The following is a 26,039-nucleotide window of genomic DNA, read 5'->3' on the forward strand; positions in this document are numbered from 1 at the left end:
ATCGATGAATGGATGGAAATTGATGCATGGATCAGAACATAGGCACCGGGTGCGCTGACCTCGTGAGCGCGATGGAGCGCTGGTACGATAGCGGAACCAAGGCTCCGCTTGAGCAGGTACATGCCTGGATGGCCTCAGATTGCCGTGACGCGCAGGGCTATCTCTGGGACTGCCTCTTTGAGCATCCTGGACGCCTGGAAGCGCCAGATATCTCTGAGATCGTCGCGTTTGGTTCATGTTATCTGGAGCGCTGTGTCGTCGAGAATAGTGAAACGCTCTATGCAGATGGGCGCTTCTCCGCGTGCGATACGCTGCGTTCCTGGTTCCAGCGTGCCTGGAACAAGCGGGAGGAGCAGAGCGCAACTATTGTCGCGCTACGGGATCTGCTGGCACGTTTGTGTTGCCGAGGCGACGAGCAGATAACCGATGTGGTTATGACTGCTGTTCTTGAGCATCTTTTTATCCAGCCAGAGATCCGCGAGTTTTTTCGTGCCTGGGAACAGGAGCCTATGTTGGCGAGTGTCTATAGAGACGCTCTTACCCTAAGTGATACCTGGGATGTTTTTGAAGAGGGCAGATAATGTCGCTTTCTTGCTGGATATCACGCATGTTGTTACTCTTTTGCCGCCAGGCAGTTGTAATAAATACAAGCTAGCATAGCAGCCGAAGCCAAAAACTTCCTCGTGTGACAGTACCAGAAAATGCTATCACTCACTACAAAAGTGGAATTCTGTATTCATATATTTCTATGTGAAATTGTATGCAAAGCGTTGCCTGGTATGTGGGGGAAGGCATGTGAAGTGGCTGCAAAGCATGGAAAAGGAAAGATGAAATGCGCTTAATTACCTGGCTTATTTATCGTTTTATGGGCCGCAAGGTTGGTCGTATTGTTTCTGGTAGTATTATGACCCTGCTGGGCCTTCTCTGCCTGGTCGTGAGTCCATTTGCTGATAGCGATGCCTCAGGGACAGTTATCGCCGGCCTGGTCTGCCTGGCGTTCGGCATACTTCTCCTGGTATTAGGTATACGTGATACTGGTGGTTCTAGCTTCGGTAGGAGCACCTTTAGTGCGCGCAAGGCCTCGGGAGTGCAGGGACAGCCCCAGTATGGTCAGCAGGTGCCACCCCAGCAGTATGGCCAGCCAGCCCCCTATGGGCAGCAGGCTCCTTACGGCCAGCCAGCCCCCTATGGGCAGCAGCAGCCAAACCAGGCATATGGCCAGCCGCCACAGTACCCGGCGCAGAATAGTCCCTACGCGCAGGAGTATCAGAACCCCCAGCAGTATCCTCCGCAACGCTAATAAGGAGAGCATAAGCCAGGAGCGACAGGCATAAAGTGCCTGTCGCTCCTGCTTTTTTCTTTCTCACATCGTGGGGTAGTGGGCCTGGGGCTGTTCTTGCTGGTCAGAGTGTGAGGGGGAGGAAACGGGATAGGTCAGCCCACCCTCTTCATAGGTTGCCTGCCGCGGTTGCGCCGCCTGGTAGCCCTGTTCATAGGAACGTGGGGAAGGATTGGGAGTGCTTCGTTGCCTCCTGGGCTGATAATAGACGCGTGTTTGGGGCCTATTAGCTTGAAAGAGGGGGAGCCGCCGCAGGGAGGTCAGGATGCTCTTGCCGTTTGTCCCTAGCAGGATGGTCATGCCTAGAGGAATGAAGATCCATAGGCAAGCCACGAGATCCGCGCCAGGAAGTTTGCTCAGCGCCACAGCGAAGCCAATGCCCGCTATCCAGTTCGCGAAAAAGAGAAAGACATAGAAGATGGTCGCGCGCCGTGGCGCGGCTCCGATTACTAGAGTTCCCAGGCCAAGATAAAGCGTCATCAAACAGGCCGTTAGAAAAGGCGGAAAAATGGCGGTGACGAGCGAAGCGATGGGAATACCAATAATGACAAGCGCACAGGCCAGAAGGAATGCGCGAAAGCGACGATAGCGACGTACTGGCACCGACATTGATCTACTCCTGATAAAATTCTGCCTTGTCTCTAGAAGATTAAAATACTTACACGAAGTATACGTTCCAGAAGAGAGAGAAGTTTGTTTCACCTGAAGCAGATGAGAAAAAAGAGCGATATCTTTGACTTATTGCGTCCTCAAACGTTTATATCATTGTGTGTCAATTTTATTCTGGCATCATGAGAGATCATCTTCTAGAAGTAGGTGTTCTATGTCCGGATATGTCCTTTCGACCGGGCCATTGAAGCGCCTGGGAAATACGCCCAGGGTTCATACTATCTTCAACACGCTTATGTGTTTTGTCGTTGGTGCGGGCTTGTGGCTGCCTGTGTTGGGGATCTGGCAGGGCTTTTTCTACGCGCCCAGTCTGCTGGCAACGGATCGTGCTCAGGCGGAGCAGATCTATGGCAACGCGCTTGGGATGACGCTCTTCCCTCTGATCGCTGATTTCTTCGTCTTCCTGGCGGTTGGCGTGTTTATGACCGCCTGGAGCCGCTCCCGCGCGGAGCGGCTCGCGTATCGCCTTCTCCTGGGTTTCGCAGTCAGCATTCCCGCGCTTGTGTTTGTGTTGCTGGTCCTTTTCGCTTTTAAGGTTGGTATGTAGTTAGCTACTCAGCACTTCTCGCTACTACGTGGCTCGCAGGATAAGAGTGTGTGGTGATAGCCTGGCTCTGCCAGGCTATCACCACACACTCTTATCCCATTAAAGCACTGGAGGTGCTGAGATGGAATTACCTGCTATCCGTGTAGGTGATGGACACGTCGCCTATCTTTGTGGCGCGTAGCTTCTGGTCGTAGCTGATCTTGGACGCACCAACATTGTTTGCCAGGTTCTGGCTATTATAGGTGACCTTCTCATCGCCAATGCGCGCCACGCGCTGAGGGATGTCTTTGTCAAACTCAATCTTGGTCGAGCCAACGCTTGTAATTTTGCCCTCGTCATACGTTACAGCCAGCTTGCCAAGTTTCGTGATACGCCCTTCATCGTCGTAGCTCATCTTCATATCCCCGACTTGTGTCAGGCGCCCTTGAGTATAGATCACCTTGTCTTTCCCGATGGTATGCATGTTGTAGCGGAGCAGGCGCAGCACGAACAGGTATTGTGTTGCCGTCTGTGCGTCATGAATCGGCTTGCCGCTGGTGGCCTGGATACCCGCAGCCCCTGTGTTAGTGCTATTCCCACAGGCGGTAAATGATAACAGCAAGAGGCTGAGACAGAGCGTGCATAGAAGCAGGCAGATAGATAGTGGACGCGATATTGGATGCGGCATAGCATTCCTCTCTCAAGAGCTGTCACAATAGCCCTGTTTTTTTACTCTCTACGTTGCTGTTACCATTATAGTAATTGCCTCCTATTGGTGGATGTGCGTCCTGGCTGCCAGGACGCACATCCACCAATATACTCATATAGCATCTATCGCATCGCAACGTAGAAAGCACCCGCGCTAAGGCTCAGGTTTGTCAGTGAACAAGGTAGAGAAGGTGTAAATAATTATTTGAATATGGAAAAGTATATTAATTATACAGAATGATTATAATGCATATATACGTTCGCTTTAGGCAAAGTAATACTTGCGAAATACATCTCTCTTACTGGTTGGTCAACTATTGTTTGTGTTGTTTGTGTGGAAAGGGATGTGTCTACGATGTCTTTACAGCTCTCTTCTGAGCCGAAGTATGCCCCCCTACCTGCGTATGCGGCCGATCTCCTTCACGCTTCACTGTATACCGCCGAAGATGTACAGCGCTTACTGGAACGCGAACTATTGATTCAAGATGCATGGGGTGGAGGACCGTTGCCAGCCTCTATTTTTCCGAGCGACGCATTGCATGTCCTGGATATTGGCTGTGGTGCGGGCACCTGGCTAAAGTCCATGAGCCAGGCATACCCCCACATGCACCTGGTAGGCGTTGATCGAGATGCGTCCGCCATTAGTGCGTCGCGGACGCTGAATACTCGCCATACAGATGTGCGCCTGTATCAATGTGATGCGCATAGCATGGGTGTGAGTGAGTGCGAGAACGCCAGCTATGACCTGGTACACCTGCGCTTCCTGGCACCTGATAGCGCGCCTCACCAGTATGCCGCTCTACTGCGCGAGGCTGAGCGCCTCTGTCGCTATGGCGGGCTGATTACTGTCTGTGAGATCGAGTTGCCCATCAGCGACTGTAATGCCTTGAACCAGTTGATGCACCTGTTGCAGCAGGCGCTAGAGCGAGATGATCGCGCCTTTACTCCTGAGACCTCGCATCAATTGGGCATTATGTCCTGGGCCCAACGCTGCCTACAGGCGTTTAACTGCAAACTGGTACAGGACGAAAAGTTCTATATTCCGTGTTCCTATGGGAGCAAGGGATACTTGCTCTTCTGCCAGTATCTAGAACAGATCATACGTTGTATCAAGCCCCTACTCATCTGCACCCAGACCATTGCCTTAGAAGAGCTAGAGGAGTTGGAGCACGAGGTGCGCTGTGAGGTCGCGAGCCAGAAATTTTATGGCCTCTGCCCACTATACGTGCAGTCCTGGCGCCGCCTCTCCCCCAATCCCACTAATGATGTACTTCTCATACAAAAAGAGCATAGGCGAGCGCGAAACCGTATGTTTCGCGCTCGCCTATGCTCTTTTTGTATGAGAAGTATAACAATGCAAGAATATTTATGGCAAGTGGTTTATACTAGAACAAGAAATATTTTTAAGAAAGCGCGCTTTGAGCGCAGCAAAGGAAGGAGCGCGACGTGAAACTAGACTTGGATGCTCGTCTGGTTGGTTCTGGAGCGAGCGTGATTAGTGCCATAGAGGCGCATGCCGCGGGCGAACCGCTGCGCATCATTACTGGTGGCTTGCCTGAGTTGCCAGGTAGAACATTGTTGGAGCGCAGGCGTAATTTCGCGCGCCACTTTGACTGCTTGCGGAAGGCACTGGTCTGGGAGCCGCGAGGGCATCACGAGATGTATGGTTGTGTCCTGGTACCTCCCGGTGATCCCGAGGCCGATCTGGGCGTGTTCTTCCTGCATAACGAGGGATACAGCACGATGTGTGGCCATGGTATTATCGCACTAGTGACTGCCCTGGTCGAGACGGGCGCGATTGAGTGTAAGGGTCAGCAGACACCAGTGACCCTGGAGACGCCCGCAGGTCTAATCCGTGCGACCGCGCACCTCAATGGGCAACGCTATGTTGACCATGTCTCATTTGTGAACGTTCCCTCCTTTGTCTATGCTCGTGATGTCCGCGTAGTGGTTCCCCAGATTGGTGAGGTGGTGGTGGATGTGGCCTATGGCGGGGCTTTTTATGCCATTGCCTCGGTCGAACAGGTGGGCCTGCGCGTCCTACCGCAATGTGTGAGTGAACTGGTTGAGGTAGGTGAAGAAATCAAGCATGCAGTTAACGGCAAGTTGCGGGTGGAGCATCCATTGGAAGATGAGTTAAGTTTCCTCTATGGAACAATTCTTGTTGATCTGCCAGAGAAGCTCAATCATCATAGCCGCAACGTATGCATCTTTGCGGATGCAGAGGTTGATCGCTCGCCTACCGGGACGGGTCTCTCTGCGCGCCTGGCGCTGTTAGATGCTCAAGGACAATTGCGGGAAGAGGAAGCGATCACGGTAGAGAGTATCCTTGGCGCGGAGAGCGCCTTTCGCGGGCGTATCGTTGGACGGACCAAAGTGGGTCCATTCAATGCCATCGTACCCGAGGTCAGCGGCAAGGCCTTTATTATTGGACGCCATGAGTTTATCTTGAATCCACGAGATAAAATTGGGCGAGGATTTTTTATGAATTAGGTCTGCCTCGTAAACCGCCCATTGCGGCCAGGCCCGCGCCCAGCAGGAGGGCCAGCACCAGAAAGCCGAAGGTGTACAGGAAGGTATCGCGAATAGTGGCAAACTTCACGGCGTCAAGCATGGTCGGGCTGGCACTGCCGTAGGATTGGGTAATCGAGGGCAGCGTCTCCGCAAAGAGGATGACCGCGCTCACAACCAGGTCGCAGATCCCAAGCACCAGTCCGGCCAGCAGACCTGTGAGGGCCGAGGCGCGAATATTGCCTCCACTGTGTCGGGCGATGGTATAGCCCGCATAGAAGTAGATAAAGCCGGCGATGCAGAGAACGGGAAGATAGATTGCGGCATTGGTAATGAAGCTCACCATTGACCAGGGAAAATAAATGACATTCATCAGGCTGGTCATAAGATGGACGGGAAAGCTAGTGAGACGTGCGAGAATAGTTACCATGAGATCGAGTCCAACTAGGATGAGGCCAAAGAACATGCCTCGTTTGAAAATCAGCCTCTCAACCTGCTGTGAATTATATCCATTGTCGGGACTATGCGCGCTGCGTTGCATAGGGATCTGCCTCCACGTCGTGATAGCGATAATGATTATGCGCAAGCACGAAATACACAAAATATATATAGGGTGATTATAGCGGGAGCAAAGGCGTTCGACAAGCATCTCTTAAGTATGGCAAAATGGCAAAATCAGAGAGATTGTATGGTGGTTAGAGCTATGGTATACTATAAAAACGCCAGGAATGGTAACTACACCTGAAGGCCTCCTTTTGCGATATAAGGAAGTTGTCACTTCGTGCTTGCGTCGTTTGGTATACTGAGCGACGATAGGGAACGGTTGCATCCTGGTTGGGAAGAAATTATGAACACGCCGTGTTTATAATAGCGAAGAACATTCCCAAAAGTAAAAGACACCAAGCGAAAGGGGTTTATACACAATGCCAAAGAAGGGTGAACTTTCAAAAACCGCTCGTGCCTCGCTGGCGAACAGAGAGACCGTCAACCACCTGACCACTCGCGTTTGCGATCAGTGTGGTGAGCGCATCATGCTTGCTGAGCTACAGCCAGTCAAGGTTCTTGGCACGGGCATGAAGTATTACCATAAAGAGCACTTCAAGGTCGGCTAGTCGCTGTCCTGTCTCAAAAAAACACAAGCCCCCATTGTTTGGGGCTTGCTTATTTTTGGTGAGTGGTGAGGTTGACCGGGGAGAGGTGTACCGCACCTTTATAGTGGGAGCATGGTCGCCGTTGTGTGTAGAAAGGCAGAGTGCTGTTATGGCACAACAGATCGAAATGAAGGATAGCAGGCAGGAGCAGAAGCAAGAGGAGACGGAGACTCCGGGTTCGCAGGTCAAGGTTGCCTTTCAGGGGGAGCGAGGAGCCTTTGGCTATGAGGCCTCGCGCATCTATTTTGGTGCTGGAGGGAAAAGACATCTTCCGGGAACTGAGGTGGAGCCGGTGCCCTATCGGGCGTTTGCCGATGTCTTTCGCGCGGTGGCTGCGGGCGAGGTCGATTTTGGCCTGGTGCCTGTGGAGAACTCGCAGGCTGGAAGCATCAACGATGTCTACGATCTCTTGCGTCAGCATGACCTGTTTGTGATCGGTGAGATCTCTCACCCGGTCAATCACTGCTTGCTCTGCCTGCCAGGACAGCGAATTGAGGATATCCATCGCGTTATCTCGCATCCACAGGCGTTGGCCCAGAGCGATGCTTTCCTGCGCGAACTGGGTGTGGAGATTGTCGCCACCTATGATACCGCGGGAAGCGCCAAGATGGTGCGCGAGGAGCAACTTCAGGGGGTAGCGGCCGTCGCGGGTAGCGGTGCGGCCGAACTCTATGAGTTAGATATTCTGGCGAGTGATATTCAGACTATTAAGGATAACTACACGCGATTTATCGCCCTGGGACGCGAGCCTGCGCCGCGTAGTGGCGCACCAGCCAAGACGATGATCGTTATGGCCACGGCACACCAGCCTGGCTCGCTCTACCACTGCCTGGGGATGTTGGCGGAGCAACAGATCAACCTCTTGAAGCTCGAGTCTCGCCCATCGCGCCAGCGACCCTGGGAGTATGTCTTCTATCTCGACTTTGAGGGGCATCGCGAGGATGTTCGTGTAAGAAGAGCACTGGCGGACCTGGCAGGTCATACGCTTTTCTGTAAAGTATTAGGCTCCTTCGACAAGAATATGTAATCCAGTCAAATAACTGTAGGGAGAAGGGAGGTGTCCCATGGCAGTTGCCATGGGACACCTCCCTTCTCCCTACAGTTATTTGACTTAAAGGCTAATCCCACTTATCCCATTTGAGCCATCCCAGGGCGTTGTACATCTGAGTGGCCCAGATGTTCCAGGAGTGGTAGCCCTTCTGGAGATCGAAGTGGTAAGGGATTTTGAGTTGATCCAGTTGTTTCATAAAGCCGAGCGTATCGCTGTAATAAGGCTGGTCTTTGGTGGCCGCGCCCAGGTAGATATGCAGTTTCTTCGCGCGTGGTGTATACAGGATAGTATATGCCGGGCTATTGTTGAGGCGGTAGGTGGGATCGTTTCCCCAGATAGAGCCTTCGGCATAGTAGTAGCCACCGAGTGAAATGAATGTGCCGAAGATATCGGGATGATGAATCGCGATATTAGCCGCACCAAAGCCTCCCATTGAGAGGCCCCCAATAGCCCGGTGTGAAGAATCTGGGATGGTGCGATAGTGCTGATCGACATAGTTGACCAGGTCGGTAGCGATATATTTCTCAATCGGTTGTTTCTGGTCATAGCTATTTCCCCATTCACTGGTTCTACCAGGACGGCCATTTCCATCGGGCATAACCAGAATAAGCTCGGGGATTTTGCCAGTAGTGATCAAGGTATCAGTGGACTGGCCTGCCTTGCCACCAGTGAGCCAGTCGATATCTTTACCAGGTGACCCATGAAGAAGGTAGAGGACCGGGTAATGCCGTGTTTTACCCTGCAAGGTGTTATAGGATGGAGGCAGGTAGACCTCGAAGGATTTTGTCGCACCAAGCGCCTTGCTTTTCACATAGTCTTGTTTGATCGAACTCACCCCGATTGATTTCTCCGCATTTTTATCACCGTTTTTCGAGGCTGTAATATGGGGAGCCGTATGTATGCCAATATCGGGCGAGAAGATGAAGAGATCGCCTGAGCGGAGCGCTAAGAACAGAATCAGCACAATGGCAATCGCCCCTGCCCAACGGCTGAGCGAGCGCCCCAGGTTTGTGTGCGCAAAAAGGCTGGGTTGTGTAGCGGTTTCATCTATATTGAAGGCGCTACGCTGGCGGCGGGCTTCCCAGCGTAGCCAGAGAAGCATGAAACCCCGTTGGAATGTATGCAGGGGAGGATCGATTAGGCTCTCGCCTGTAGCGATACCAACCGCCGAGCCAATGAAGGCACTGAGCAGGGCCAGGGCAAACATAATGAGGGAGGTATTAAAAAGGGCATTAGCTTGAAGTGGTTCGAGATGCCCACCAGGATCATATACTGGTTGTAGCTCTAAATGAATGAATCCTTTCAGGTATCCCAGGTAGAAGACGATAGCGGCTCCCAGAATAGCGGAGGTCTTAAGGCGACCAACCAGAGCACTGATCAAGGCCACAAACGCGGTCATAACGAGGGCCGCGATGAGCTGTGAGCGTAGGGGATCGAGACCCATATCGATGATGGAAGAGGCCATCGTTCCCAAAGTGGCATTGGTAAAGAGGAAGAGGCCACTGAGCAGAGCCGCGATCAGTGAAGCAGTGTAGCGCAACAGTGGTAGTAGCTCTATACGTTTAAAAAGCTTGCGCAAGCGTGGTTGCAACTTGTTCATAGCATGCTTTCTCACCCCTGTGACCTGTGACCCAGTCAAAAGTTCAGGCATTGAGCAATGGGGTTGGTTGTATAAGTATTTGGCCAGATGGCCGCCTATACAGTATACATACCTCAAGATTGAAGGAAGATTAAAACGGGGCCAATATCCAAAAGTACCTTAGCCTTGAGGCCCTCTTGTGGTACAAAAGTAGCCTCGAAGTAAATGTCTTTCCCTTTTATCGTAACGCCGTAACGTCACAAATCGCAAAGAATTGCAGAGAGGTAGAGGGGGTATGGGGTGCAGGCATTTGCCGTGCCCATGCCCCTCTACCTCTACTTGTATTGGTGTCTACCAGGAGATGCCGAAGCCATGGAGAACCATTTGGAGCGCGATGAGACTGAGCACCGGGATAAAAATCTTGCGCAGGGTGGTATTTTTCATGAGTGGAAGGATGCGGGCGCCCACAAAGGACCCGGCCAGAATGCCGAGTGCGACGGGGGCTGCGATAAGTGGATGTACATCGCCGCGTGCGAAGTAGATACTCGCGCTAGCGGCGCCAGTGACGCCGATCATAAAGTTACTGGTCGTGGTCGAAACCTTCATGGGGATGTGCATAATCGTATCCATGGCCAGGACTTTAAAGACGCCACTACCAATGCCGAGCAGGCCCGAGAGGCATCCGGCGACACACATCACGAGAAAGCCCCAGCCTGTATTCGTCACTTCGTAGGCGACTTCTCCCAGGCGTTTGTCAGGATAGCTGCTGGCGAGCGAGAGCGCAGTTGCCAGGCGATCATTCTTCACATTTTTAGGTAGCTCTTCGCCCAGTTTGACAAGGATGGGTAGTAGTGAGATCAGCAGGACAATGCCAAAGATAATATAGAGGAGTTGGGGCGCAACGATGCTTGCCAGGAGCGCGCCTACAATCGCGCCTGAGACCGTGGCCGTCTCCAGGAACATACCAACGCGGATATTCGAGAGGCGGTCGCGTACATAAGCGGCGGCCGATCCGCTGGAGGTGGCAATAATCGCGATCACACTCGCGCCAACCGCATATTGGATTGGTAGACCAAAAGCCAGGGAGAGCATGGGGACAATCAAGATTCCACCTCCCAGTCCAAGCAGGGAGCCCATGAGTCCAGCTAGAATCGAGCCAGAGAAGATAAGCAGGATGGTTGTCAGGGTGAGTGTCATTATGCGCCCCCCTTCCCCAGGAGCATTCCTAGAATCAGCAGAGCCAGGACGATACAGGTGATAATGACATAGCGATAATCGCGCTCCAGGTAGAAGGCCAGAATCGAGAAGGCCACACGTAGTATCGGCGTCGCAATGAGAATGACCAGGCCCAGCATGATTACTGCCAGGGGTTGCAGCCTGAGCAAGCCAGCGAAGAATTGATCCAGGGTATGCGGAAAGTTTGTGAGCGATTGATTTGTCAGCGCTCCCGGCTGTAGAAGCGTGAGCAAGAGACCGATGATGATAATGATAGAGCTAACGATCACGCCAATCTGTAGCAGCCAGCTAATCATATCGTTGGTGCGTGTGCTCGCGTTGAAGTGGGCAGATGGAGGTGGAGCTGACTCCAGGGACGCTGCCACGCTGCCCGCCTCTGGATTTTTTGCCTCTTCAGCAGAGGATTCATGATGATGAGATGACATAAGAACTTTGTTATACTCCTCATAGAAGATGTATGCTTGCTTCACATCCATGCAGAGAATGATCAATATCCTTTATGAATAGTGGCGAAGTCACTAACATAAATTGGCTTCCTTGTTCTCTATTTTAGAGCCGTGGAGTGGCAAAGTCCAATACAAGTTCGCTATACAATTAATAACCAGGAGGAATATATAAGTGTGAAAGCATTCGCTGGCAGCACTGATCTTCACCCAACAGCTATACGCCAGGCGTATATAAGATAGAGCGCCCTGTAGTTGTAATGTCGAAGAGATCTGATGGCAGATGGGAAGTATGGCAATACAGGCATAAAGTTGATCCACAAAATGTTATTACTAGTAAGTTTTAGAAATGCCAATCACAACTAGAAAGGTTGGCCTGTGTACCTATGATGAATAAAGCAAAGCGAAACTGGGGACGTCCCTCCTGGAAACAGATGTTACTTGGTGGTGTCGTGGGTGGTGGCATAGGCGTACTAGGAGCCATTGCTGGTGTTGGTCTCTATATTGTCGATACCCTGATTCGGCCAAAGCGGCAAACAAATTTTATTGAGCAGTATACATTTAGCCCCTTTGAGGTCAATTTACCCGCGGAAGAAGTCACATTCCCGCCTTTGTATGGCGACTACGAGGTGAGTGGATGGTTTGTGCCTTCACCAGGGGCGACCACGACGATTCTTATCTGTCCTGGCTATCGCGGGAGGCGCTCGGATCTATTAGGAACCTGCGTCAATCTCTGGCGGGCGGGACATAATATCCTGGCTTTCGAGTATTATGGACACGGGGAGGTGGTGGGGAAGCCGGTGACGCTGGGCTATCGTGAGATCAACGATTTTCTCGGGGCGGTGGCCTATGCGAAGCAGCGCGTGCCAGAGACACGCCTGGGAGCGGTAGGCTATTCTATGGGGGCCGCGGTCGCGCTTATGGCCGCTGCGCGTGCGCCTGAGATTGAGGCCGTAGTCGCAGATAGCCCCTTTGCTACGCATCGTAGCCCCATTGACTATGCCGTACGCCGCACTCTGCATCTCCCCTTCTTCCTCTTCGATTGGATGACGGATATGATTCTCTGGTGGCGTGCGGGATATCACTTCAACCAGGTAGAACCCTTGCGCGATATCGGGCGTATCGCGCCGCGTCCCGTGCTGATCATTCATGGCCTGAAGGATTCTATTGTCAATCCCAATGATGCCCCTCTCCTCTACAAGGCCGCGGGCAATCCCAAAGAGCTCTGGCTCCTGCCTGATGCCGACCACTGCGGAGCGTACTTTGAGGACCGGGTGGCGTACGTCAATAAGCTTGTGAACTTCTTCAATCTCTACTTGAAGGAAATGCCGGCTCCCATTCCCTTGCCAGAGCGCAAAGAGAGCCAGGCAGCAGATTCTGACGGGCACCACTTTTCAGAGGCAGGCTAAAAACGATCAGATGGAGTGTCCAGGGCCGGACACTCCATCTCCTTAGAGGCAAACTGTTTGTGCGAACTCAGGCATCGGCATAGTCGAGAGTGAGCACCATGCCATCTCTGGCGGCGCGGGTGTTGGGAAAGACACTACGCGCCAATTTTTCGGCTCGCGTCGTATCATTCACCTTTGGGCTAAAGTGGGTGAGCACCAGTTGATGCGCGCCAGCATCCCTGGCGATGCCAGCCGACTCGGAGGCGACCATATGCGCGTTCGAACGAGCTAGTGGCAGATCGTCAAGTGTATCATACATACTCTCGCATACCAGCAGGTCGACATCGTGTGCCAGCTCGCTAAGCGCGCTCTGGGGTCGGGTGTCGGTGATATAGGCCAGAGAGATCCCGCGCCTGGCGGCGCCCAGGACGTCTTGTGGAGTGAAGGTACGCTCATTGTAGCTGACTGTCTCGCCGGTTTGTAGGCGCTTCCAGAACTGGACAGGGATATCGAGGGCGCGTGCCTGCTCGACCTGGAAGGCTGGTTGACGTTGTAGCTCGACACGATACGCCAGGCAGGGAATGCCATGGGAAGCGGGGGCGCAGGAGGCCTGGAGATTGCCAGGAAGCTGAAAATGCTCGCCACCCTTGAGTTCATGGATGTGAATGGGGAAAGGGAGTTCAGCGGCGATGCGGCGCAGGCCCTCGACGACATACGAGGTCCCCACCGGGCCATAGATATCAAGCGGCTCCGTACGTCCGGCATGGGCGACCATAAAAAGGACGCCTGGGAGTCCCGCGACATGATCGGCATGCATATGCGAGAAACAGATTGCCCCAAGCTGGCGAAATCCCCAACCAAGCGTTTTCCAGGGGACCTGTGTTCCCTCCCCACAGTCAAAGAGTGTGAGGTGAGACCCGCTACGCACAAGCATGCAGGAGAGCCAGCGATTGGGGAGTGGCATCATGCCGCAGGTTCCAAGGAGACAAATATCTAACATAAAAAGACCTCTAGAATAGTCACTTGTCGTTCTGGTACATCCACGCAAGGGCAATAATGACGCAGGAAAAAGCCCCTGTAACGGTCAAGGCTATGCTAATGACAAGAAAAGGAAAGCCACTAAAGATGGTGAGAAAGCTCGCGAAGCCGACCCAGAAAAGCGCAAATACAATAATGAGATAATGCCATGCCTGCCATTTTCGCATTTCCTTGCCTTTCGTCTCAGCCTGCCATTGTGTCCCTACCAGGTTTGGCTTATAGTATATCAGTTGTGTGTGGCCGGGACTATAGTTTCTGTCACTATGCGGCGGCTTACCAGGAAATATGAGTCGCGTTCAGTCGTATCGAAAGATATATTGTTGCAGGACGCGAGAAGAGGAGCAGCGAATGGCGTTACAGGTCATTAATCGTTATCATCCCCAGCGTCGCAGGCTGATGCAGCGGGGTGTCGACCAGGGACAGGCGCGTGCGATTGATGAGATAGAACTGTTGGGCGAGGAGCAGCTAAGGCCCCTGGCTCTTTTGAGCCTGCGTATGTTGTTGGTGAGTGGCCTGGGTTTTCTCGTGTTTAATATCGCAGTTTATGCTCTATTTGCAGCCCAGCATGGGCAAAATGGGGCATGGTGGCAGGGTTTGACCTTCTGGAACGTCATATTATGGGTAGTCATCAATATTGTCGGTTATGTAGTGATCCTGCCCATTCATGAAGCTATCCATGGGCTGGCGATTCTCTTTTGGGGAGGCCGACCCTATTTTGGTGCGAAACTGCCGCTGGCCCTTTACTGTGGTGCACGCAGTCAACTCTTCTCACGCCAGCAATATCGCGTGATCGCGCTCGCACCTCTGGTCGTTATTACCCTGCTCGGCGTATTGCTTATCGCCTGGCAGCCGGGATGGGCCAGCTATCTTCAACTGGCGCTCAGTGGCAACTTCGCGGGCGCCGCCGGGGATGTGCTGGTGGTCGCGCGCATGCAGAAATTGCCAGCGGATGTGTTGCTAGAGGATACAGAGACAGGCTATCGCGCCTGGCAGATTCTCGAAGAGAACGAGAAAAGCCAGAATAACTAGAAAAACTAAACAACTAGAAAAGAATTACCAATGCCCGAGTTACCAGAAGTTGAATATACCGCCAGACAGTTGCAAGCCTCTATCGTTGGCGCGACCATCCGTGAGGCGCAGGTCTTCTGGGAGCGTATCATTGCACACCCGCTTCCAGAAGATTTCTGCGCCCAGGTAAGCGGCCGTACCATTGAGGGGGTCAGGAGGCGTGGCAAGTTCCTGTTACTTGACCTTAGTGGTGAGGGATTGCTTATCAGTCATCGCCGGATGACTGGGAACTTCCTGCTCCTAGAACCCGGCTGGACGCTGGATACAAGCCTACGTGAGCGCGATGCCCAGGCCTGGAGCACACGCGGTCCCAATTTCACGCTTAAGGCTGATAGCTCCCAGGTCTATAGCTCGGAGATGAACTATTGCCGGGTGTGCTTTATCCTGGAGGATGGGCGCAACCTGCTCTTCACGGACCCGCGCAAATTCGGGCGCGTCTCGCTCTGGCAGCGTTCTCAGGAAGAGGAGGCGCTCAGGGGACTGGGACCTGAGCCATTGAGCGAGGCCTTTAGCATTGAGGGACTGGCCCAGGCGCTTGCTCATCGCCGGAGCCCGATCAAGCAGGTGCTGCTGGATCAGACCGTGATCGCGGGCGTCGGCAATATCTATGCCGACGAAGCGCTTTTTCATGCCAGGATTCACCCACGTCGCGCTGCTAACAGTCTGACATCGCAGGAGATTGCCAGCCTGCACGAGGCGGTAGTGTCAGTCCTGCTCAAGGGTATTGAACATGGTGGAACCTCGTTTAGTTCCTACCGTGATCTCTGGGGCGAGGCAGGCGATAATTATAACCATGTGCATGTCTACAAACAGGCTGGTAAACCCTGCCCACGTTGTGGTACGCTAATTGAGCGTATCGTTGTCGCTCAGCGCAGCACGCACTTTTGCCCTGTCTGCCAGGTCCTCACTCAGGAGTAAAAAATGCTGGCGCGCAGGTCAGCATCTCCTGCCCAAGGGTAAAGACAACATCTGCTGTCGCGGGTATGCCTACTGGTTGACGCCCTAACAGGGGTAGATTAAAGCTGACATAGCCGCCAGTATCGCTGGTTGGATGTTGTGTAAGGACAACATCGCCATAGCGAAAATGGACCGTCGCGGTCGCAGCCATACCAGCCACGCCCGCCACATCATGTGTCAGGCGAGCATAGATAGTGATGGTACCGGAAGACGCGGGCGCGTTATTTGAAGCCCAGGCGCCACAGCGATAGGCGGGACTGGTCGTGGTGAGTGTATCTTGCTGAAAGTCCTGGTTGATGGTCATGGTATGGGTTTGTTCTGCGTCGGCTGACGAAGTCACCGTAGCACTACAGGCGACGAGGCAGGGCAGGCCGCAGAACAACAGCGTTAGACTTGCCAGGAACCAGGCCCTGGTCGCCCTGGCTGAGTGAAGAAATAGCATAGTAATCTGTCTCACGCAAAAAAGCTAATCCGGAGCACATGCCGGAAGGCCGGCGGCAGTGGAGGGTGAGGGGAAAGGATTGTTCATCTCCACATCATCCACATATCATCCACCACCTGGAGCGTATGAACACAACATAGTATAGCATAGCGCAGACGAGGAAGAAAGTGCTTTTTAGAGCCGGAGGCAGTAGAGAAAGGAGAGCGGCACATGTCTTGAAGGCGTGAAGGCCTTGGCGCAGCTAAGCTTCTTAGATGAAGAATTGCTTCTTTTCAACGTTTTTAAATAAGAATGTACTACTGTTGGCTTGCTGATTGTGATTGGCTGTGTTACACTGTAAATGTTGCACGACAGTCACATCATTACCACTATGGGAAAACATTAGATCCATGTTTTTTAGGCATGGAGCACATGTTCTCTCTGGTGTGAGTAAGCCAGGGAACCCAGGTGATTTGAGTGAATCGTGAAATTGAAGAACAACTCGACTTATTAGGTCAATTGCTCAGTGATGTACAGGATGGGCAGCGTGACAAGGACGCGGCACACATGGCTGAGCAGGTGGCACCGTTGAAGCAGATCAACGAGGCGCCACAAGGAACACAGGACTCAGTACACTGCGATGTCTCATCTGTGATGGAGACCCGTCCTGATGCTGGACGAGAGAGACGCAAGGGTGCCCCTGAGGTTATATTTGGCGAGACCAAAGAGACCGAGCAAATTCTTGCCATGGCGCGTGGATTACTGGCAGGAACGGGGCGGGCGATTATTAGTAGGATGCCTGCGCGCTCACTGGAGGCCGTACGGTCGGCTTTCGAGCACTATGAAATGCGCTATCAGGAGGCATCACATATGATGGTGATTTATACTCCTGAGTATAACAAGCGCGTCACGGGTGGCAAGGTGGGAGTGATTAGCGCGGGGACATCCGACATTCCTGTTGCGGAAGAGGCCGCGATGATTACCGAGGAGATGGGCTGTCGGGTGACACGCATCTATGATGTAGGTGTGGCGGGATTGCATCGGTTGATCGAGCCTTTGCGCGCGTTGCTGGCGGAAGATGTAGATGCGATTCTTGTAGTAGCTGGTATGGATGGTGCGTTACCATCTGTCATAGCTGGCCTTGCTCCTGTACCGGTTATCGGAGTGCCGACATCAGTGGGCTATGGTATGGGTGGCAAGGGTGTGGCGGCGCTATTATCGATGTTGCAGACGTGTGCGCCTGGCTTGACCGTGGTAAATATTGATAATGGCGTGGGCGCTGGCATTACGGCAGGGATGATCGCCAATCGCGTGGCACATGCGCGTGGACAACGTTCGCAGTAGGATGATACGGGGTGTTCTGATCTAGGGTGTCTCACCGCAATGTAGTTGGGAGAATGTGGTAAAGAAGTTAAAGAGAGGCGGGACTTTCCATGGCAAATAACAAGCGTGGACCTGAACCTGGATCACAAAAAGCCAAGCATGGCGGACAGGCCGTGCGCGAAAAGTATGGCCCCGAGTTCTACTCGAAAATTGGGAAGAAGGGTGGCGAGACGGTCAAAGAGAAACGCGGCCCACAGTTTTATGCTGAGATTGGGAAAAAAGGTGGTGAATCCACCAAACGTCAGCAAGGTTCGGAATTTTACTCGAAGATTGGGAAAAAGGGGGGAGAGAAAGGGCGTTCTTCCACTAATGCTGCTGACGCTAAGGAATAGCCGAGGCGTATGAGGAACGTTGTGTGTTCTCTCTTCTCTGCTCGCGTATCTAGCGTGCCACATAGCGCTGCCACAGTATCGCCTAGATGTAGAAGCGTCAAGCAGAAGCGGAGCAATTCAAGCTTGAATTGCTCCGCTTCTGCTTGACGCTTGTTTATTCGTGGCGTTTGAGGAAGGGAGGGACATCAATGATGTCCTCGTCGTCGGCATCGCCAGCGTATCTGCGTAGCTCCTGCCGGCGCCCCAGACCACGCAGGCCGCGTAAATCATTCAAGCTGCGCTGTGTCCGTTGCTCCGGAGCTGGTTGCCCTGGCTGCCCCGACCGTATGGGCTGTCCCGGGGCTGGTTGCCTGGAGGGCATGGGACGCTGGTCAGCGGCATTGGGCAGGGATGGCATCCGTGGTGATGTTGAACTGGCCTGTCTTCGTTCAGGGAGCTGCGTTCCTCGCTGCTGCTGAGCTGTTCGAGAAGGCGGCTTGGGCGCGGCAGGGGCCGCTGGCGGCTGATAAGGAGGTGTGTTTTGCACTACCTGTCCTGTCCCCGTAAGGGCGTTTGAGCGCGCGGCGGTATGCCCGAGACGGACTGCCTGGAGACGCGCAGTTGGAATCTCCTCCATACCAGCGGCGATCAGCGTCACACGAATAGTATCGCGGAGCGTGGGATCAATAACAGCGCCAAAGGTGATATCAGCGGCATCATCGATGGCAGCGCCAATGCGTTCAGCGACCTCATTGATCTCGAAGAGGGTCATATCTTCGCCACCACTGATATTGAAAAGCACGCGTTTCGCGCCACGGATAGTCACATTCAGGAAGCCACCCGCGACGGCCTCTTCGGCGGCAAGTTGTGCCCGGTTACGCCCCTGACCCTGTCCAATGCTCATCAACGCGGTTCCCGCCTCATGCAAGACGCTGCGCACATCGGCAAAATCAACATTGACCATGCCAGGTACGTTAATGACCTCGGCGATACCCTGAACGCCCTGGCGTAGCACATCGTCGGCCACTTTAAAAGCATCCGAGAGGCTATAGTCACGCGCGACCGTGGTTAGGAGGCGATCATTGGGAACGGTAATAAGGGCGTCAACCTCTTTACTGAGTTCGGCCAGGCCCTGATCGGCGATGCGACGGCGACGTGTCCCCTCGAAGGAGAATGGCAGGGTAACGATACCAATGGTGAGCGCGCCAATTTTTTTGGCAATGGAAGCGACGATGGGGGCCGCGCCCGTGCCAGTACCACCGCCCATGCCGGCGGCGATAAATACCATATCGGCCTCACCCAGGGCTGCGCGAATTTCGGCTGTGCTCTCGGTCGCGGCACGCATGCCTACGGCGGAGTTGCCGCCTGCGCCCAGACCCTTGGTGTGATGCTGTCCCAAACAAATACGCTCTGACGCTTGCGAGAGCGCCAGTACCTGGGCATCTGTATTTAAGGCCATATAGCGTACGCCGCGTACATTGGTATTGATCATACGGTTAATAGCATTCATACCACCGCCACCAACACCAACGACCACAATATCAACATCATACTCAGGATCTACCGCGCCAAAGTAAGATGAGGAGGAGGAGGCAGGATTCTCGTCGGTGTCACGCCGCTCCCATTCAGCACGCGTAGGCTCATCGTGCTGCTGGAATTGTTTGCCCTGGACCTCGTGGTGCAGGACAGCCCACTGGTCTGCTTGTTCCTGATTATTACCTGGTTGGGCCTTAGCCGTCCCTTGCCTCTGGACGGGGTCTCGCCTCTGCGAGTCGTGGAATAATGGCTGCATGCACACCCCCATTTCCTCTCATCGGAACTACGGCACAGGACTCTCGCCTTCAGATAGGGTGAGCAGGTGCCGGTTGATTAGATGTTTTTGCCTTGCGCCAGAGATAGGTCAGATGCATGTCTGACCTATAAAACAAGCCCCAATCCATAATAGAGAAGAAGAGACACTAAAAAAACATACTAGTCGTATTGTATCAAGAGTGTCAAGTATATGCTTAAGTGTTTGAAGACATGCCAATATGGCTGGGGTTGCTTGCCTCTCTATATAAATAACGAACGAGAAGACGAAAAAGGTGATACGACTTTTCGCTGATGAAGTCCTTGGAGGGAGAGAGGCAAAAGGTGAGGAAGGAAAATGTATATCAGGAAGAGGGATGCGCAGGAGGCTTATACCCCATGTGCCCCTCTCTCTGAACAAAGGACAATATCAGGATAACGCCTTCTCTTCTGAGGTTGCAAGGGCGTGTGTAATCATTCGAATGACACTCCCAATATCCATGGGTTTGCGTAGCTGATAGATGCCACGTTTGCCTAATTCTTCAACCGGGAGGGTCGCGCTCATCATAATAGTCGGGATATTGTGCAATGCATGATACTCTTGTAAACGGTCATACAATTCAAGCCCATTAATGCCTGGCAGGCGATAATCGAGAAGCAGCAAGCAGGGGTCGATACGAGGAGCCTCTTCCAGTGCTTTTAGACCGTTATCAATCAGTCTAGTGGTATAGGGGGTCTCCTCTTCGATGAGTTGTTGTAAGAACTGACCAATATCGGCGTCATCTTCGACAATCAAAATGGTCGTATTCTGTGGGCCCTTTGCCGCTGGTGGAAAAACATCCCCTGGCATGACAAACTCCTTTTGCAATGGATGAGATTAAACGCCAAGTGTATACGTTTTTCTTAACGAATATACGTTGGGTTCGGTGACGCTACACAATATTTTTCATATGTGCCCTGGTGAGAGCTGTTGCAGAGCAGATACGCCTTCTACTAATAGACGTAGCCTGTCCGCAAAAATAGTAGTTTCGTCTTCCCTGATATATGCATAGAAGTAGGCAGGTGCTAGGCATAACAGCCGTATTTGGCTATCGCTCTACCATCATTGTAGTCCTCTGATATATAGACATTGGATATATCAGGAAAGAAAGCTTTTTTACAATAGTATCGTACCTCTACTACTGACATTCGACAAAAAAATTGGAAAAAACAAAAAAATTCATAGCTCCCCTCTCAAGTTATGCAAGACATTGAGAAAGGAAGGTTCCTAAAACGATAGCAAGTATTGTATCACCTACATCGAAATTTGTGTATGCTTGCTGCCAAGAGTACAGGGCCTTCCAAATTTCTGCTGGCTTTTCCCTCCGCTCGCCTTCGGGGAAGGGATGTGCAGGAAAATAGTAAGTAAGGTCAAATCTGCACGAGTTTTGAGACGAACCTGAGAAAATCAGCGCGAAACATAGGAAGCAGTCAGCTTATGGCAGCGTTTTTGTCGTTGGGGCTTGATTACAGCGGAACAACTGTGCCACGATAATGTAGTTTCACAAATAAATGTGGATTATCATGAGAGCCAGCAGAGCGTGGCAGGCAATTTCCATAACCCGTTTTAATTTGTGAAACTACATTATTGGCGGTGAGTAATGGTCAACTTGCTACTTATGAGGGATCTTCCAGAGGATCTCTTTGGACTGCCGTTCGGCCAGGTGTTTGAGCGTCAATAATTGCTTACGCATCATGAACAAGTCTCCCCATGGTAACCATGGGCGCATCACGGCCCCTGTGAACCCGGGAGGATAGCAAACGAGCAGCTTGACCACGAGACGGCACCATGCATCTTCCTGTGGTAGGATGACGTAGCTGATTGTTACCTCACCAAAGAAAGCTCTGGCTCGCGGCGAGCTGAGGCGCAGCGTGAGGTGTCGATTTGGTTCGAAGTCTACCAACTGAAAAATCGTACACATGCTTTGCCCAACTTGTAGCTGGTCCAGCCCTGGGATGAGTTCGCGAGGGCTGAGGTGGCCACCGTTATCGATCCAGTCGTAGCTGTAGGGCGCCACGCGCAATTGACAGAGCCAGCGAAAGACGATGGGGGCTGGTGCCTGTACAGGCACAGCACGGAAATAGGCCGCGTCGAAAGGGGTCAGATAGTGATCGCAGGGAAACGATATCGTTCTCTCGGCGGCGGTCGTTCCCCAGGTGGAAGCAAGAGATCTGGGTAGTGTTTTCACAGCAGCGTTCCTCCTCCTAGTTATGTCTCTTCATCTCAGCGGTGACGCTTCTACTCACTGCTCACCTCCGGGAGAGGTTGCCAGGGCCAGTTGCTGCGCTATAGCCGTTGCCACAGCCTCAAGCCCTTTTGCGGGCCTGACCATCACCTCAAAGTCACTGATCTGACCTTCGGCATTCAACTGGATCATATCGACTCCTTTCACCACGAGTGGACCGATATGCGCGCGAAATTCGAGAACCGCCCCATGGTCGTTGTGAAACTGCTGGAGATAGGTAAAATCCTCCAGAACACGTGCGGCACTGCTGATGTACGACATGGTCTCAGCCTTGCCCACTTTGGGTTTCAGAGAATGGGAGAATGGAAGACATCTCTCTTCTGTATGAGATTGGATTTGATTTTCGATGAATATACTTCAATGTTCCTGCTAGTAGAAAAATCTCACTCGTTATGAGATGAGTGCGACTTCGGTTAGCACAGGGTAATGATCGCTGGGATAGATGGGAGGAGCCGCATCATACAAAATCTCGCAGGAGTGAATCTTGAAGGAGCATGTCTCATTCCTGGTCAGAATCCAGTCGCAACGAAACGCAGGTGAGAAGTGTCCTCCTTCAAATGCATGATATGTCAGGTCTGTCTTTGTTTCCTGTTTGCTCCCAGCATGATACGTATCGACAAAACCCTGGTCAAGGAAAAGGCGATAGCAAGCATTAGTGATACTGGGATCGATGGAAAGCATGAGAGCGTCAACTTCAGTGGGAACATTAAAATCGCCAGTGAGCACCAGGGGAAGGTGGTCCAGGTGCAAAGATGCTAGTCGCTCAAGGATCAGAAGACATCCTTGCTGTCGCGCTTCTTCGCTGACGGAATATAGATGGGCATTGATGTGGCAGAACTCCCTGTTCATCTCGCGGAGACGAAAGTGCGCCCAGGTAACGGCACGTACATACGCGCTTCCCCACCCACGAGACCACTGCTCAGGCGTTGGACTTAGCCAGAAGCCACCGCTGGAGAGCATATCCAAAGAAGAAGGTTTCCAGAAAATGGCATTATAGTTTTTGCGTGTTTCATCCATCGTTGGCGGCCCTAGAACCCACTGATACATGCTCAGGTGCTTCTGGTACGTCTCCAGGTTTCCGTTCATGAGTTCTTGAAAATCTATGAGATCGGGGGCTGTCCGCTCAATCAGGGAGAGTGTGAGTGGGGCACGATGTTCCCAAGCGTTCGAGCCATCCCGATGCGGGATAGCTCCGCGGATATTGAAGGTCATGACTCGAAATGTCATCACAAAGCCCTCTCTACGTTCCGATCAAAGAAGCATCTGCCTGCTGCAGGCTCACCAATCAATGGTGCGAAGACGTTCCCCCCGCAAATACCCTTGTTCATCTTGTTTCTCTACCTTCTTCTAGTCTGTGAAATACTTCTACATACATTGGAAGCGCGAGATCTAGTTGTACTGCCTCATGGATTCCAAACCAGCCGAGTTCCTCGTTTTCGTCAGGCGAAGCGTTCCTAGGCGCCACGCGGCATATACAGAGGAGCATGATATGTTTTTGCCATAATTTCCTTTGGGTCTCTCCTTCCACAAAAAAAACATACGTGGGCGTATGTTTTTTGGACAAAAAAAGCACAAGAATTTTTCAGCTCACATAGGTCATTAACGTTTGATAGAGGTCAGCAATCTCGCTCGCAGGATACTCATTTCTCTGGCTCCAATCGATCCAGCCGAGACAGATAAGGTAATAGATGCGAGCGATCTCACGAGCCTGGGTAAAAGGTTTCCCCATATCGCAGAGTATTTTTGTGGTATAAGCTTTGCGCATATCCTCTGTCCTGGCTACCCGCTGAGCGACCGAAGCATCTACGTTGGCCCAATGGTGTACCGCCGCCTCCAGCCTTTTATCACCTGAGAAGGTGGACTCAAACAAGCGCCGAAAACGTTCATGGGGAGAGGTGATTTTCTCCAGCTCGTCAATTATCCTGCGCGTCCCGTGCACCTCCCAGTCCACAAGCAGGGCCTCTAGAAATTCTGCACGATCAGACCAGTAGTGATAAAAACTCCCTTTGCTGATGTGCAGTTCTTTCGCCAGAGCCTCGACTTTCACCCCTTCAATACCGGAAGAAGCCAGGGTTCGTAATCCAGCACCTATCCAATCTTCTCTCGTTCGTTGCAAAGCACCCTCCATCAGAGCATACGGTTCCGTATGTTTCTCTTACTAAGAAGATACCGCAGCTTGATACAGTATGTCAAGGGCACATGATTTCTAGCGTTCGGCCACCCGCCGCAAGGTTTGGGCGGCCCCTCATAATCGCGAGCGAGTCGACGGAAGCGGTTGAGCGAATCTTTGTTTGGCTCAAGGAGGAGGAATATGCCGTAATTTATCCGGATTGCCAATCATATTGACCTCACGGATCTTTTGTTCTGCTATGTCAAAGACCATTACAGAGAAGGGGGACATCTTTCTGATATTTGATGATCCCTGGCTGACCGTTGATGTGGGCAAGACGATACATGAACATTTCCGGCGCCTTATGTTTGACTACCAGGAGAAAACGCGTGGTCTTGAATGCTCCATAGAGCGACTTGCGAGCGGCTTTGACTTTGCCACCACCGTCAATAGAGAGCGCCACATCGTGGGTAAATAAGGAGAGAAGACTCTCCGTATCGCCACTGAGAAGGTCGCACATCCCTTCCCCCTTCTTCAAAAGAAAAGTTTCCCATAGGGAGGATTCTTTACTGGTAGCCAGAGAGTTCGTGTGGTACAACATGTGGTTATAGAGGCAAAAAAAAGAGTGATTCGGGGTTAATGCATGACAACAACGCAAGGCAAAAATGTGACGACCTCTTTTCTGGTCAATAAACGCATCGCCTCGGCGATGCAAGAGGCGCTGTATGGAGCGCAGGGGTTGGCGCTTTTAAAACATGTTCTTGATGATGAACCAGGGCAGGCCTTCTTACACCTACTACGGCTTTTAGCAGGTGCCGAGCAGGTGCCTATGCAGGTTGCTTCGGCCTATAGCGAGGTCTTTTACGCATTGGCTGCATCAGAGCATGTGTATATAACAACAGAACTGTCAGATGCCTGGCAGGCCCACTTGGTGGGTCGCTTGTTTGAGGATGAAAATCCCTGGACGGCTCAGGTCGAGCGGCAGGGGCGCGCATGGTGGGGGAGTCAGGCGCGGATTTCGGCTACGCTGCATCGCCAGGCCGCGCGTGAGTTGAAGGCGCTACAGCGACTCTTCGCCCTCTCGGCTGAGGTGGTGTGGGAAGCAGTGCAAAGCGTGGTGGGTGAGACGATGCCCGTGTTGCGCGATGCCTGGGAACCCTGGCTTGACCTGGGAACAGCTCAGGAGTCAGGGCAGAAGAGTGTGCGAGCCGCTCTTATACACCAGCTTGCTGAACTGGCGGACTGGAGTGAACTGGCGGACATGCTGGAAATGCATTGGGCGCGTCAGGGAACAGGCACGTTGGCTCGCTATGCTGTCCTACGCTGGCAGGGAAATACGCAGATCCTTGAAGGAATTGCTCATCCCGACGCTATTCATCTCGACAATTTTGTAGGCTATGAGCGGGAGCTGCGCAAACTCAAGGCAAATACTGAGCGTTTTCTCGCCGGTATGCCGGCACATGATGCCCTGCTTTATGGGCCTCCAGGGACGGGGAAGTCATCGAGCGTAAAGGCGCTGATCAATACCTACGCCGACCAGGGGCTGCGCCTGGTCGAGGTGCGCAGGGAGTATATTGGTGATCTGCCGCAGATCGTGGCGCAATTGCGCCAGCGCGCGCCGAGCTATCTTGTGTTTATTGACGATCTCTCCTTTGAAGAGCATGAAACCGAGTATAAAGTATTAAAAATGCTCCTTGAAGGGACGGCAGAGGCTCGTCCACAAAATGTACTCATCTACGCGACGACCAATCGGCTTAACCTGGTACGCGAGCTACATACTGATCGTAGTAAACCTACCGAAGAGGTAAACTGGCGCGATACCATGGATGAGAAGCAATCGTTGGTGCATCGCTTTGGCTTGCGGATTACATTTAGTGCGCCAAGCCAGGAGCAGTATCTACAGATCGCCCAGGGGTTAGCGCAGCAGCGAGGGCTAGCGTTTGAGGAAGAGGAACTGCGTAGCCGGGCTTTGCAGTGGGAGCGCCAACGAGTTGGCCGTTCTGGTCGCTTGGCTCGTCAATTTGTCGATGAATTAGAGGCTGAGATCGGCAGGTAGGCATGGAGAGGCCAGTACATG

At 52.6% G+C, this 26,039-nt stretch carries 29 protein-coding genes; 13 read left to right on the top strand and 16 right to left on the bottom strand.

Features of this window, described 5'->3' with window-relative positions; genetic code table 11:
- The first annotated feature begins 26 nt into the window (after window positions 1-26).
- Both JMJ04_RS14935 and JMJ04_RS14940 read left to right on the top strand, forming a co-directional pair.
- Window positions 27-581 (top strand): hypothetical protein, encoded by a 555-nt coding sequence (locus JMJ04_RS14935; RefSeq protein ID WP_201371256.1) that lies wholly within the window; start codon window positions 27-29, stop codon window positions 579-581.
- 251 nt (window positions 582-832) lie between these two features.
- The gene (locus JMJ04_RS14940; protein WP_201371257.1) at window positions 833-1,300 is read left to right on the top strand and encodes a hypothetical protein; all 468 of its coding nucleotides are present in this window, start codon (window positions 833-835) and stop codon (window positions 1,298-1,300) included.
- 63 nt (window positions 1,301-1,363) lie between these two features.
- Here JMJ04_RS14940 and JMJ04_RS14945 read toward each other — a convergent pair whose 3' ends face one another.
- Entirely contained in the window at window positions 1,364-1,948 is a 585-nt protein-coding gene (locus JMJ04_RS14945) for a hypothetical protein (RefSeq protein ID WP_201371258.1), read from the bottom strand.
- Between the two features lie 214 nt (window positions 1,949-2,162).
- Between JMJ04_RS14945 and JMJ04_RS14950 the strand changes: the two genes are divergently transcribed.
- Entirely contained in the window at window positions 2,163-2,555 is a 393-nt protein-coding gene (locus tag JMJ04_RS14950) for a hypothetical protein (protein ID WP_201371259.1), read from the top strand.
- A 127-nt stretch (window positions 2,556-2,682) separates the two neighbouring features.
- Here the strand turns inward: JMJ04_RS14950 and JMJ04_RS14955 are convergent, their stop codons facing one another.
- Complete coding sequence (locus JMJ04_RS14955; RefSeq protein WP_201371260.1) at window positions 2,683-3,222, bottom strand: hypothetical protein; 540 nt, start codon at window positions 3,220-3,222, stop codon at window positions 2,683-2,685.
- Window positions 3,223-3,597: 375 nt separating this feature from the next.
- Between JMJ04_RS14955 and JMJ04_RS14960 the strand changes: the two genes are divergently transcribed.
- Window positions 3,598-4,692: a class I SAM-dependent methyltransferase gene (locus JMJ04_RS14960; RefSeq protein ID WP_201371261.1), complete on the top strand. Its 1,095-nt coding sequence runs from the start codon at window positions 3,598-3,600 to the stop codon at window positions 4,690-4,692.
- Window positions 4,689-5,735 (top strand): proline racemase family protein, encoded by a 1,047-nt coding sequence (locus tag JMJ04_RS14965; RefSeq protein ID WP_201371262.1) that lies wholly within the window; start codon window positions 4,689-4,691, stop codon window positions 5,733-5,735. The genes JMJ04_RS14960 and JMJ04_RS14965 overlap by 4 nt, the downstream gene beginning before the upstream one ends.
- Here the strand turns inward: JMJ04_RS14965 and JMJ04_RS14970 are convergent.
- Entirely contained in the window at window positions 5,725-6,294 is a 570-nt protein-coding gene (locus JMJ04_RS14970; RefSeq protein WP_201371263.1) for a hypothetical protein, read from the bottom strand. The genes JMJ04_RS14965 and JMJ04_RS14970 overlap by 11 nt on opposite strands.
- 382 nt (window positions 6,295-6,676) lie before the next feature.
- Between JMJ04_RS14970 and JMJ04_RS14975 the strand changes: the two genes are divergently transcribed.
- A complete protein-coding gene (locus tag JMJ04_RS14975; protein ID WP_007906583.1) occupies window positions 6,677-6,865 on the top strand; it encodes a hypothetical protein in 189 nt (62 codons plus the stop codon).
- Between the two features lie 148 nt (window positions 6,866-7,013).
- On the top strand, window positions 7,014-7,931 hold the full coding sequence (gene pheA / locus JMJ04_RS14980) for a prephenate dehydratase (RefSeq protein ID WP_201371264.1): 918 nt from the start codon (window positions 7,014-7,016) through the stop codon (window positions 7,929-7,931).
- A 91-nt stretch (window positions 7,932-8,022) separates the two neighbouring features.
- On the opposite strand, the gene JMJ04_RS14985 is transcribed toward pheA, so the two are convergent.
- The 3 genes from JMJ04_RS14985 to JMJ04_RS14995 form a co-directional block, all read right to left on the bottom strand.
- Window positions 8,023-9,555, bottom strand: coding sequence for an alpha/beta hydrolase (locus JMJ04_RS14985; RefSeq protein WP_201371265.1), 1,533 nt, complete (start codon window positions 9,553-9,555; stop codon window positions 8,023-8,025).
- 330 nt (window positions 9,556-9,885) lie between these two features.
- A complete protein-coding gene (locus JMJ04_RS14990; RefSeq protein WP_201371266.1) occupies window positions 9,886-10,731 on the bottom strand; it encodes a sulfite exporter TauE/SafE family protein in 846 nt (281 codons plus the stop codon).
- Window positions 10,731-11,246 (bottom strand): DUF1634 domain-containing protein, encoded by a 516-nt coding sequence (locus JMJ04_RS14995; RefSeq protein WP_201371267.1) that lies wholly within the window; start codon window positions 11,244-11,246, stop codon window positions 10,731-10,733. The genes JMJ04_RS14990 and JMJ04_RS14995 overlap by 1 nt, the downstream gene beginning before the upstream one ends.
- Before the next feature lie 353 nt (window positions 11,247-11,599).
- Here JMJ04_RS14995 and JMJ04_RS15000 point away from each other — a divergent pair, with 353 nt between their 5' ends.
- Complete coding sequence (locus JMJ04_RS15000; protein WP_201371268.1) at window positions 11,600-12,622, top strand: alpha/beta hydrolase; 1,023 nt, start codon at window positions 11,600-11,602, stop codon at window positions 12,620-12,622.
- 67 nt (window positions 12,623-12,689) lie between these two features.
- Here JMJ04_RS15000 and JMJ04_RS15005 read toward each other — a convergent pair whose 3' ends face one another.
- Both JMJ04_RS15005 and JMJ04_RS15010 read right to left on the bottom strand, forming a co-directional pair.
- Window positions 12,690-13,601, bottom strand: a complete 912-nt coding sequence (locus JMJ04_RS15005) for a ribonuclease Z (RefSeq protein ID WP_201371269.1) — start codon at window positions 13,599-13,601, stop codon at window positions 12,690-12,692.
- 19 nt (window positions 13,602-13,620) lie between these two features.
- Complete coding sequence (locus JMJ04_RS15010; protein WP_007906563.1) at window positions 13,621-13,806, bottom strand: hypothetical protein; 186 nt, start codon at window positions 13,804-13,806, stop codon at window positions 13,621-13,623.
- A gap of 181 nt (window positions 13,807-13,987) precedes the next feature.
- On the opposite strand from JMJ04_RS15010, the gene JMJ04_RS15015 reads away from it, so the two are divergent.
- Entirely contained in the window at window positions 13,988-14,668 is a 681-nt protein-coding gene (locus JMJ04_RS15015; RefSeq protein ID WP_201371270.1) for a DUF3267 domain-containing protein, read from the top strand.
- 30 nt (window positions 14,669-14,698) lie between these two features.
- Window positions 14,699-15,625, top strand: coding sequence for a DNA-formamidopyrimidine glycosylase (gene mutM, locus JMJ04_RS15020; RefSeq protein ID WP_201371271.1), 927 nt, complete (start codon window positions 14,699-14,701; stop codon window positions 15,623-15,625).
- Here mutM and JMJ04_RS15025 read toward each other — a convergent pair.
- The gene (locus JMJ04_RS15025) at window positions 15,612-16,106 is read right to left on the bottom strand and encodes a hypothetical protein (RefSeq protein WP_201371272.1); all 495 of its coding nucleotides are present in this window, start codon (window positions 16,104-16,106) and stop codon (window positions 15,612-15,614) included. The two genes, mutM and JMJ04_RS15025, sit on opposite strands and share 14 nt — an antisense overlap.
- A gap of 456 nt (window positions 16,107-16,562) precedes the next feature.
- Between JMJ04_RS15025 and larB the strand changes: the two genes are divergently transcribed.
- Window positions 16,563-17,429: a nickel pincer cofactor biosynthesis protein LarB gene (larB, locus tag JMJ04_RS15030; RefSeq protein WP_201371273.1), complete on the top strand. Its 867-nt coding sequence runs from the start codon at window positions 16,563-16,565 to the stop codon at window positions 17,427-17,429.
- A gap of 89 nt (window positions 17,430-17,518) precedes the next feature.
- Entirely contained in the window at window positions 17,519-17,800 is a 282-nt protein-coding gene (locus JMJ04_RS15035; RefSeq protein ID WP_007906556.1) for a KGG domain-containing protein, read from the top strand.
- Between the two features lie 154 nt (window positions 17,801-17,954).
- On the opposite strand, the gene ftsZ is transcribed toward JMJ04_RS15035, so the two are convergent.
- The 7 genes from ftsZ to JMJ04_RS15070 form a co-directional block, all read right to left on the bottom strand.
- Window positions 17,955-19,571 carry a cell division protein FtsZ gene (ftsZ, locus tag JMJ04_RS15040; protein WP_201371274.1) on the bottom strand — a complete coding sequence of 539 codons (1,617 nt, stop codon included), beginning with the start codon at window positions 19,569-19,571 and terminating at the stop codon, window positions 17,955-17,957.
- 426 nt (window positions 19,572-19,997) lie between these two features.
- Complete coding sequence (locus JMJ04_RS15045) at window positions 19,998-20,417, bottom strand: response regulator (protein WP_007906554.1); 420 nt, start codon at window positions 20,415-20,417, stop codon at window positions 19,998-20,000.
- Between the two features lie 802 nt (window positions 20,418-21,219).
- Complete coding sequence (locus JMJ04_RS15050; RefSeq protein WP_201371275.1) at window positions 21,220-21,795, bottom strand: hypothetical protein; 576 nt, start codon at window positions 21,793-21,795, stop codon at window positions 21,220-21,222.
- Between the two features lie 54 nt (window positions 21,796-21,849).
- Window positions 21,850-22,113: a hypothetical protein gene (locus JMJ04_RS15055; RefSeq protein ID WP_201371276.1), complete on the bottom strand. Its 264-nt coding sequence runs from the start codon at window positions 22,111-22,113 to the stop codon at window positions 21,850-21,852.
- 129 nt (window positions 22,114-22,242) lie between these two features.
- A complete protein-coding gene (locus JMJ04_RS15060) occupies window positions 22,243-23,079 on the bottom strand; it encodes an endonuclease/exonuclease/phosphatase family protein (protein ID WP_338001069.1) in 837 nt (278 codons plus the stop codon).
- Window positions 23,080-23,434: 355 nt separating this feature from the next.
- A complete protein-coding gene (locus JMJ04_RS15065; protein WP_201371278.1) occupies window positions 23,435-23,968 on the bottom strand; it encodes a TetR/AcrR family transcriptional regulator in 534 nt (177 codons plus the stop codon).
- Window positions 23,969-24,224: 256 nt separating this feature from the next.
- Window positions 24,225-24,482: a sigma-70 family RNA polymerase sigma factor family protein gene (locus tag JMJ04_RS15070; protein ID WP_201371279.1), complete on the bottom strand. Its 258-nt coding sequence runs from the start codon at window positions 24,480-24,482 to the stop codon at window positions 24,225-24,227.
- 123 nt (window positions 24,483-24,605) lie between these two features.
- On the opposite strand from JMJ04_RS15070, the gene JMJ04_RS15075 reads away from it, so the two are divergent.
- On the top strand, window positions 24,606-26,018 hold the full coding sequence (locus JMJ04_RS15075) for an ATP-binding protein (RefSeq protein ID WP_201371280.1): 1,413 nt from the start codon (window positions 24,606-24,608) through the stop codon (window positions 26,016-26,018).
- Window positions 26,019-26,039 lie beyond the last annotated feature (21 nt).

The sequence above is a fragment of the Ktedonobacter robiniae genome (assembly GCF_016587375.1).
Lineage (GTDB): Bacteria > Chloroflexota > Ktedonobacteria > Ktedonobacterales > Ktedonobacteraceae > Ktedonobacter > Ktedonobacter robiniae.

Bases quoted from the DNA above. Each gene is read 5' to 3' on its own strand.
- JMJ04_RS15060 (WP_338001069.1), bottom strand. From the start codon at position 23,079: ATGACATTTCGAGTCATGACCTTCAATATCCGCGGAGCTATCCCGCAT.
- JMJ04_RS15070 (WP_201371279.1), bottom strand. From the start codon at position 24,482: ATGTGCGACCTTCTCAGTGGCGATACGGAGAGTCTTCTCTCCTTATTT.
- JMJ04_RS15000 (WP_201371268.1), top strand. From the start codon at position 11,600: ATGATGAATAAAGCAAAGCGAAACTGGGGACGTCCCTCCTGGAAACAG.
- ftsZ (WP_201371274.1), bottom strand. From the start codon at position 19,571: ATGCAGCCATTATTCCACGACTCGCAGAGGCGAGACCCCGTCCAGAGG.
- JMJ04_RS14935 (WP_201371256.1), top strand. From the start codon at position 27: ATGGATCAGAACATAGGCACCGGGTGCGCTGACCTCGTGAGCGCGATG.
- JMJ04_RS15075 (WP_201371280.1), top strand. From the start codon at position 24,606: ATGACAACAACGCAAGGCAAAAATGTGACGACCTCTTTTCTGGTCAAT.
- JMJ04_RS15055 (WP_201371276.1), bottom strand. From the start codon at position 22,113: ATGTCGTACATCAGCAGTGCCGCACGTGTTCTGGAGGATTTTACCTAT.
- pheA (WP_201371264.1), top strand. From the start codon at position 7,014: ATGGCACAACAGATCGAAATGAAGGATAGCAGGCAGGAGCAGAAGCAA.
- JMJ04_RS14975 (WP_007906583.1), top strand. From the start codon at position 6,677: ATGCCAAAGAAGGGTGAACTTTCAAAAACCGCTCGTGCCTCGCTGGCG.
- JMJ04_RS15010 (WP_007906563.1), bottom strand. From the start codon at position 13,806: ATGCGAAAATGGCAGGCATGGCATTATCTCATTATTGTATTTGCGCTT.
- JMJ04_RS14970 (WP_201371263.1), bottom strand. From the start codon at position 6,294: ATGCAACGCAGCGCGCATAGTCCCGACAATGGATATAATTCACAGCAG.
- JMJ04_RS15035 (WP_007906556.1), top strand. From the start codon at position 17,519: ATGGCAAATAACAAGCGTGGACCTGAACCTGGATCACAAAAAGCCAAG.
- JMJ04_RS14945 (WP_201371258.1), bottom strand. From the start codon at position 1,948: ATGTCGGTGCCAGTACGTCGCTATCGTCGCTTTCGCGCATTCCTTCTG.
- mutM (WP_201371271.1), top strand. From the start codon at position 14,699: ATGCCCGAGTTACCAGAAGTTGAATATACCGCCAGACAGTTGCAAGCC.
- JMJ04_RS14940 (WP_201371257.1), top strand. From the start codon at position 833: ATGCGCTTAATTACCTGGCTTATTTATCGTTTTATGGGCCGCAAGGTT.
- JMJ04_RS15025 (WP_201371272.1), bottom strand. From the start codon at position 16,106: ATGCTATTTCTTCACTCAGCCAGGGCGACCAGGGCCTGGTTCCTGGCA.
- JMJ04_RS15045 (WP_007906554.1), bottom strand. From the start codon at position 20,417: ATGCCAGGGGATGTTTTTCCACCAGCGGCAAAGGGCCCACAGAATACG.
- JMJ04_RS14950 (WP_201371259.1), top strand. From the start codon at position 2,163: ATGTCCGGATATGTCCTTTCGACCGGGCCATTGAAGCGCCTGGGAAAT.
- JMJ04_RS14960 (WP_201371261.1), top strand. From the start codon at position 3,598: ATGTCTTTACAGCTCTCTTCTGAGCCGAAGTATGCCCCCCTACCTGCG.
- JMJ04_RS14985 (WP_201371265.1), bottom strand. From the start codon at position 9,555: ATGAACAAGTTGCAACCACGCTTGCGCAAGCTTTTTAAACGTATAGAG.
- JMJ04_RS15015 (WP_201371270.1), top strand. From the start codon at position 13,988: ATGGCGTTACAGGTCATTAATCGTTATCATCCCCAGCGTCGCAGGCTG.
- JMJ04_RS14995 (WP_201371267.1), bottom strand. From the start codon at position 11,246: ATGGATGTGAAGCAAGCATACATCTTCTATGAGGAGTATAACAAAGTT.
- JMJ04_RS14990 (WP_201371266.1), bottom strand. From the start codon at position 10,731: ATGACACTCACCCTGACAACCATCCTGCTTATCTTCTCTGGCTCGATT.
- JMJ04_RS14955 (WP_201371260.1), bottom strand. From the start codon at position 3,222: ATGCCGCATCCAATATCGCGTCCACTATCTATCTGCCTGCTTCTATGC.
- JMJ04_RS15005 (WP_201371269.1), bottom strand. From the start codon at position 13,601: ATGTTAGATATTTGTCTCCTTGGAACCTGCGGCATGATGCCACTCCCC.